The 6,780-nt window shown below is 68.9% G+C and carries 7 protein-coding genes; all 7 read right to left on the bottom strand.

Annotated features, from left to right (window positions below; genetic code table 11):
• Positions 1–612: AMP-binding protein (locus AC1DOC_RS13295; protein ID WP_478129907.1), on the bottom strand; the 612-nt coding region annotated here is incomplete at its 3' end.
• Entirely contained in the window at positions 602–1,333 is a 732-nt protein-coding gene (locus AC1DOC_RS13300) for an ABC transporter ATP-binding protein (RefSeq protein WP_478129908.1), read from the bottom strand. The genes AC1DOC_RS13295 and AC1DOC_RS13300, both read right to left, overlap by 11 nt.
• Positions 1,330–3,117 (bottom strand): branched-chain amino acid ABC transporter ATP-binding protein/permease, encoded by a 1,788-nt coding sequence (locus tag AC1DOC_RS13305; protein ID WP_478129909.1) that lies wholly within the window; start codon positions 3,115–3,117, stop codon positions 1,330–1,332. The genes AC1DOC_RS13300 and AC1DOC_RS13305 overlap by 4 nt, the downstream gene beginning before the upstream one ends.
• Complete coding sequence (locus AC1DOC_RS13310; protein WP_062362619.1) at positions 3,114–4,169, bottom strand: branched-chain amino acid ABC transporter permease; 1,056 nt, start codon at positions 4,167–4,169, stop codon at positions 3,114–3,116. The genes AC1DOC_RS13305 and AC1DOC_RS13310 overlap by 4 nt, the downstream gene beginning before the upstream one ends.
• Positions 4,170–4,212: 43 nt before the next feature.
• Positions 4,213–5,376, bottom strand: coding sequence for an ABC transporter substrate-binding protein (locus tag AC1DOC_RS13315; RefSeq protein ID WP_478080041.1), 1,164 nt, complete (start codon positions 5,374–5,376; stop codon positions 4,213–4,215).
• Between the two features lie 43 nt (positions 5,377–5,419).
• Positions 5,420–5,887, bottom strand: a complete 468-nt coding sequence (locus AC1DOC_RS13320) for an aromatic-ring-hydroxylating dioxygenase subunit beta (RefSeq protein WP_478129910.1) — start codon at positions 5,885–5,887, stop codon at positions 5,420–5,422.
• Positions 5,884–6,780 (bottom strand): RHO alpha subunit C-terminal catalytic domain-containing protein (locus AC1DOC_RS13325; RefSeq protein WP_478129911.1); only part of this gene is annotated, 897 nt, incomplete at its 5' end. The genes AC1DOC_RS13325 and AC1DOC_RS13320, both read right to left, overlap by 4 nt.

Raw genomic sequence — 6,780 nt, forward strand, 5'->3', positions numbered from 1 at the left:
GTTCACGCCCCACCAGAAATACTGCGCATGCGGACAGACCACACCCTTGGCCGGGCCGGTGGTGCCGGAGGTGTAGAGGATGGCGAGCGGATCGCCAGGCTGCACCGCGGCCGGTGCGATGGCCTGTGCGCCTTGCGGGTAGCTGGAGGCGCGAACGCCCGCAGGCGGCGTCCATGAAGCAGGCGCCTCGCCGACGATCCAGAGTTCGCGCAGTGCCGTGCGCCCCAGGTCGGCAGTCGCCAGCCGCTCGAGAAAGCCCGCCTCGACCACCAGCAGCCTCGCCTCGCTGTTGGCAAGGAAGTATTCGATCTGCGGACCCATCGACGCAGTGTTGACCGGCACCACCGAGGCGCCGAGCCAGCCGGCACCCAGAAAGGTCTCGAGAAACTCGATGCGGTTGCCGCACATCACCGCAATGCGGTCGCCGCGCGCCACGCCGGCCGCGGCCAGCGCGCCGGCACGCACCGCAGCCGCCTCGGCCGCGTCGCCATGCGTCCACTGCCGGCCCGCGATCCGCAGCAGCGGGCGCCCGGCGAAGCGTTCCGACTGCCGCTGCAGCATCGCCGGCAGCGTACGCTGGCCCGGCGGCAGCGCGCGCGCTTCACTCGTCATCGTGCGTGCCTCCGCCAAGGTAGGTGGCCTGCACGCGCGGATCGCTGGCCAGTTCGCCCGATGCGCCCGACAGCGCGATCTCGCCGGTTTCCAGCACGTAGCCGTGGTCCGAAGTCTCGAGCGCGGCGCGCGCGTTCTGCTCCACCAGCAGGATCGAGACGCCGTCCTCGCGCAGCTTGCGAACGATCGAGAGAATGTCGCGCACGATCAGCGGCGCAAGGCCGAGGCTGGGCTCGTCGAGCATCAGCAGGCGCGGCGCGGACATGAGCGCGCGGCCCACCGCGAGCATCTGCCGCTCGCCGCCCGAGAGGGTGTCGGCGCGCTGCGCGCGGCGCTCGGCCAGGCGCGGAAAGCGGTCGTACACCGACTGCAGCCGCTTCTTCCTGGCGTCGCCGCGCAGCCGCTTGGCATAGGCACCGAGCTGCAGGTTGTCGAGCACGGTGAGTTCGCCGAACAGCTCGCGCTTCTCGGGCACCAGGCACAGGCCGCGCTCCACGCGCGCCTCCACGTCGAGGCCCTGCAGGTCTTCGCCCTCGAAGCGAAGCGTGCCCTTGCAGGGCAGCAGCCCCATGGCGGCCGCGAGCAGCGTGGTCTTGCCCGCGCCGTTGGGTCCGATCACCGAGATGATCTGGCCCGGCTGCAGGTCGAGCGACACACCGCGCACTGCCTCCACCTGCCCGTACGACACGTGCAGGTCGCCAATCTCCAGCATCGCCGTCATACAACACTCCCCAGGTAAGCCGCCTGCACGCGCTCGTCGGCGCGCACCGCCGACGGCACGCCCTCCACGAGCTTGGAGCCGAAGTTCATCACCACCAGACGGTCCACCAGTTTCATCACGAAGTCCATGTCGTGCTCGACGATGAGGATGGTCACACCCTCCTCGCGCAGCTTGCGCAGCAGATCGCCGAGCGCCATCTTTTCCTTGCGGCGCAGGCCCGCCGCGGGCTCATCGAGCACCAGCAGCACCGGGTCGGCGGCCAGCGCACGTGCGATTTCCAGGATGCGCTGCGTGCCCAGTGGCAGGCTGCCCGCGAGCTCGTGCGCGCGGTCGCCCAGGCCGATGCGGTCGAGCTGGCGCTGCGCCTCCTGCAGGATCTGCATCTCTTCCTTGCGGTCCAGCCGCAGGCCCGCCTTCAGGATGCCCGAGCGCGTGCGCGAATGCGCGCCCAGCGCCACGTTGTCCAAGAGGCTCATGTGCGGCCTGAGCTTCACGTGCTGGAAGGTGCGCGCCAAGCCCAGCCGCGCCACCTGCCGCTGCGGCATGCCGGCGATGTCGTGGTCGAGAAAGCGCACCTGGCCCGCGCTCATCGGCAGCGTGCAGGTCAGCAGGTTGAACATGGTCGACTTGCCCGCGCCGTTGGGCCCGATCAGGCCCACGATCTCGCCCGCGTTCACTTCGAAGCTCACGTCGTTGACCGCCACCAGTCCGCCAAAGCGCTTGACCACGCCTTTCACCGACAGCACCTGCGTGCCGCGCGCGGGCAGCTGACGGTGCGGCAGCGGATCGACCGCGGGCGCCTCGTGGCGCGAGGCAGCTTGCGTGCCGGCGCGGCGGCGCGTCCAGCGCCGCAGCAGGCCCATGAGGCCGCCGCGCGCGAAGTGCAGCAGCAGGATGAAGAGCGTCGCAAAGGCCACGGCCTCCAGCTGGCCCGCGCGCTGCGTGAGCATCGGCAGCACGTCCTGCAGGCCGTTCTTGAGCACCAGCACCAGCGCGGCGCCCACCAACGCGCCGGCCAGCTGCCCGAGCCCGCCGGCCACCGCCATCAGCAGGTACTCGATGCTCGCGCGCACGTCGAAGGGCGACGGGCTCACGAAGCGGTTCATGTGCGCATAGAGCCAGCCCGCCAGCCCCGCGAAGAGCGCGGCCGTGACGAACAGCGTGAGCCGCACGCGGTAGGCGTCGGCCCCCACGCTCGCGAGCAGCGTGGCACCGCCGCGCAGTCCGCGGATCGCGCGCCCCGGCCGCGACTGCAGCAGGTTGTGGCTGAACAGGCAGGCCAGCCCGACCAGCACCCAGATCAGGTAGTACATCGACCGCGGATCGGCCAGCGACCAGCCCGCGATGCGTAGCGCCGGAATGTTCGACAGGCCCGWGTGGCGCCCGAGCGCATCGACATTGCCGAACAGCATCGCGATCGACAGGCCCCAGGCGATCGTGCTGAGCGGCAGGAAGTGCCCGCCCAGCCGCAGCGTGAGCATGCCGATGGCCAGCGCCGACAGGCCCGTGAGCAGCAGCGCGAACAAGAGGCCGATCCATGGCGACAGGCCCTGCGTGGTGGTGAGCCAGGCCGTGGCGTAGGCCGCGATGCCTACGAAGGCCGCCTGCCCGAACGAGGTCGCGCCGCCCACGCCGGTGAGCAGCACCAGCCCGAGCGCCACCAGCGCGCCGATGCCGATGTCGTTGAGCAGCGAGACCGTGAAGCTGCCCGCCACCGCCGGCACCAGGGCCAGCACGGCGACCACCGCCGCGATCCATGCCGTGCGTTTGGAATTCGCGTTCATTGGTCCACCTCGTCTTCTTCCTCTTCGGCATGGGCCGCCATGAACGACCTGAGCATCAGCACCGGGATCAGCAGGCTGAACACGATCACGTCCTTCAGCGCCCCGCTCCAGAACGAGGCGAAGCTTTCCACCACGCCCACGGCGAGCGCGCCCACGGCCGTCATCGGGTAGCTCACGAGCCCACCGATGATCGCGGCCACGAAGGCCTTCAGGCCGATGATGAAGCCCGAGTCGTAGTACATGGTGGTCACCGGCGCGATCAGCACGCCGATGAGCCCGGCCAGCAGCGAGGCGCAGCCATAGGCCAGCAGCGCCGTGCGCACCGGCCGGATGCCGACCAGCCGCGCGCCCACGCGGTTGACGGCCGTGGCGCGCAGCGCCTTGCCCGCCACCGTGCGCTCGAACACCAGGAAGAAGAGGCCGCTCAGCACGATGGCCGCCCCCACCATCAGCACCACCTGGCCGCTGACCGTGAAGCCGTCGCCCAGCGTGAACACCGCGCTGGTGAGCGGCGTGGTGCGCGAGCCTTCAGGGCCGAAGAACAGGAGCCCCAGGCCCGACAGCAGGAAGTGCAGCGCCAGCGAGACGATCAGCAGCACCAGCACCGAGGCATCCGCGATCGGCTGGAACACCACCCGCGCGAGCAGCGGCGCAATGGGCACCACCAGCAGCACGGCCACGGCAATGTGCACCGCCACCGGCACGCCGGGCCGAGCCGCCAGCCAGGCCAGCACACACGGAATCGCAGGCAGCACGCCCCACATCAGCAACGCCTTGGGAATGCGCGCGGCCTCGCCGCGCCGCAGCAGGCTGCCGATTTCCGTTGCCAGCGCGAGCGCCGCAAGCACGGCGACCATGCCGATGGTCGGCGGTACACGGCCGGTCTCGAAGGCCGCAAGCGACAGCGCCGCGAAGGCCGCGATGTCGCCGAACGGCACGAAGACCACCCGCGTGACGGAAAAGATCAGCACCAGCCCGAGCCCGGCCAGCAGATAGACGGCACCGTTGGCCAGGCCATCGGTGACGAGAATCAGCGCCACGTCCCATGTCATGGAAAAGCCCCTCGCAATATCGTTGTTGTTGGAATGAAATGGTTCAAGGTGCGAGCTTCCACTGGCCGTTGTCGAGCTTGACGATCACGCGGGCGCGTTCGTCCACGCCGTAGAGGCTGCCGGGCTTGAAACTGTAGACGCCGTGCGTGCCCACCACTTCCTTGGTGCTGAAGATGGCATCGCGCAGCGCGACGCGGAACTCGGCCGTGCCCGGCTCCGCCTTCTTCATGGCGCGCGAAGCGGCATCGGCAAACACCAGCCAGCCGTCGAAGGAATAGGCCGAGAAGGCATCGCTGGTGGGCGCGTTGTTGACCTTCTGGAACACCGCGCGGAAATCGGTCGCGATCTTCTTGGTCGGATGGCTGTCGGGCAGCTGCTCGGCCACGATCACCGGGCCGGTGGGCATCAGCGCGTTCTGGCCCGCGGCACCGACCACGCGCACGAAGTCGGGGTTGATCAGCCCGTGCTGGCCGTACACGCCGCCCTTGTAGCCGCGCTCCTGCAGCGCAAGGAAGGGCAGCGCGCCCGGCGTGCCGGCGCCGCCGGTCATCACCGCGTCGGGCCGAAGCGCCACGATCTTCAGCACCTGCCCGGTCACCGAGGCATCGGCGCGCGCATAGCGCTCGTTGCTCACCACCTTGATGCCGGCCTCGGGCGCGGCCTTCATCAGCGCGTTGTAGACCAGGTCGCCCCAGGCATCGGTGAAGCCGATGTAGCCCACGGTCTTGACGTTGTTGCGCTTCATGCGCTCGACCACCGCATCGATCATCAGCTGCGTGGGCTGCGCCACCGTCATGACCCAGGGGTTCTCGGCCGCATCGAGCAGGATGGGCGTGAGGCCGATCATCGGCACCTTGGCTTCCTTGCCGACCTGCGCCATGGCAATGGCGGCCGGCACGCCCGAGGTGCCCATCAGCACATCGACCTTGTCCTCCTCGATCAGCTTGCGTGCATTGCGCCCGGCCGTGGTGGGGTCGGAGCCGTCGTCCAGCACGATGAGCTGCACCTTGCGGCCGTTGACTTCCGGCTTGTAGGCCAGCGCGGCCTGCATGCCCTTGGCATAGGGCACGCCCAGCGAGGAGTTGGGCCCCGACAACGACACGCTCAGGCCGACCTTGAGGTCGGCCGCCAGCCCGCTCGCAACACCACAGGCGGTCAGCGCCGCGGCGATGGCACCGCGCGTCAAGGTCAGCATCAGGCTCTTCATGTCGTAGCTCCGGTGAGATGGATGGAGAAAAGGAACGGAAAACTCAGATGAACAGCTGGATCGCGGGCAAGGCGCGCGCGGCGTTGAGCAGGTCGATGCGCTTCTCGCGGATGGCCCAGCCCGTGGGCGTGCGCACGAGGTGGTGGCGGGCGGTGCCGGTCAGCAGGATCTGCGATTCGCCGCGCGCTTCGACGTAGAGGAAAGGCGTGCGCAGGCGGACCGCGCCGCTCGCTTCTTCCTCGATGCGCGAAGGCTGCAGCACATGCTGGCTGTGGCTCGCGGGATGCTGCGAATGGGCGCGCGGGTTCTTCAGGCGATCCACACGCAACTGCAGCAGCAGCCGGTCTTCGTAGGCAAGGGAGTTGTGCGAGAACGGATCGGCCTGCGCGGYGCCGAGCAGCGGTATCCAGTAGTGGCCGTCCTCGGTGAAGAGCGCCAGCCAGTCGTCGAAGCGCCGCTCGTCGAGCAAGGCGGCCTCATGCGCCACGAAATCGCGCGGATCGTCGTTCATGCCGCGGCCTCCATGCCCGCCACCATCGACTTCGCCCAGGCGCGGAACTGGTTGCGCATGAGCAGTTCGTTGGTGCCGTTGGTGGTGAGGGTCGATTGCGCGAGTTCAGCCGCGTCGTAATTGCGGTGCAGGCTCACCCATTCGTTGCCGCCCGCGCGCAGGCCCTGCTGGATGCTCTCGAACAGGTGCACGTCGTCATGCGCGACCACCGACATCGGCGAGAACACGAGCCGGTTGTAGTTCATCGCGCGTTCGAACAGCAGTTCGGGCGCGCCTGCCGCGCGGAAACTCCAGGCTTCAATGAGCGTGCGGTCCGCGGCCAGCGGGCGGATCACGCGGATGGCCTGCGGCGAGCCCTTGACCGACAGGCTCGGATAGAAGACCGAGTTCTGCGGCGAGCGCTGCAGGATCTCGGCCGCGCGCTCCTCGCCATGCGCGGCGCGCATCGCAGCCTCGTACTCCGGCAGCTGCGCGTAGTTGGAGTGGATGCTGAAGTTCACGCCGAGCACGCTGTGGCCGTTGGCGAACACGCGGCCGCCCATCTTGTCGAAGAATTCGTAGCCCGAGCCGAAGGGCAGGATCTGCTCCATCGCCATCGGCTTGGGATCGGTTGGCGCATGGCCCTCCCACAGCGCCTCGGCCGCCTTGGTGGCCGACTCATGCGTCGACATCGGATGCACCGTGTCGTTGATGTTCTCGAGGTACATCTTCCAGTTGCAGTGGACGATGTTGCGCAGCACGCCGCCGCCCACCGTGAGCCGGCCCTCGGGCGAGCGGTCGACCATGTTGTCGATGGCGCCGAGCACCTCGCCGAAGTAGTCTTCGAACGAGGGGCCGCTTTCCGCGAGCCGCACGAAGACGAAGTCGCGGTAGACCTTCACGTGCTTCACCAC

The organism is Variovorax sp. 01T439_2 (assembly GCF_056398445.1).

Excerpts from the sequence above, each read along its gene's own strand:
- AC1DOC_RS13310 (WP_062362619.1), bottom strand. The coding sequence starts at position 4,169 with ATGACATGGGACGTGGCGCTGATTCTCGTCACCGATGGCCTGGCCAAC.
- AC1DOC_RS13300 (WP_478129908.1), bottom strand. The coding sequence starts at position 1,333 with ATGACGGCGATGCTGGAGATTGGCGACCTGCACGTGTCGTACGGGCAG.
- AC1DOC_RS13315 (WP_478080041.1), bottom strand. The coding sequence starts at position 5,376 with ATGAAGAGCCTGATGCTGACCTTGACGCGCGGTGCCATCGCCGCGGCG.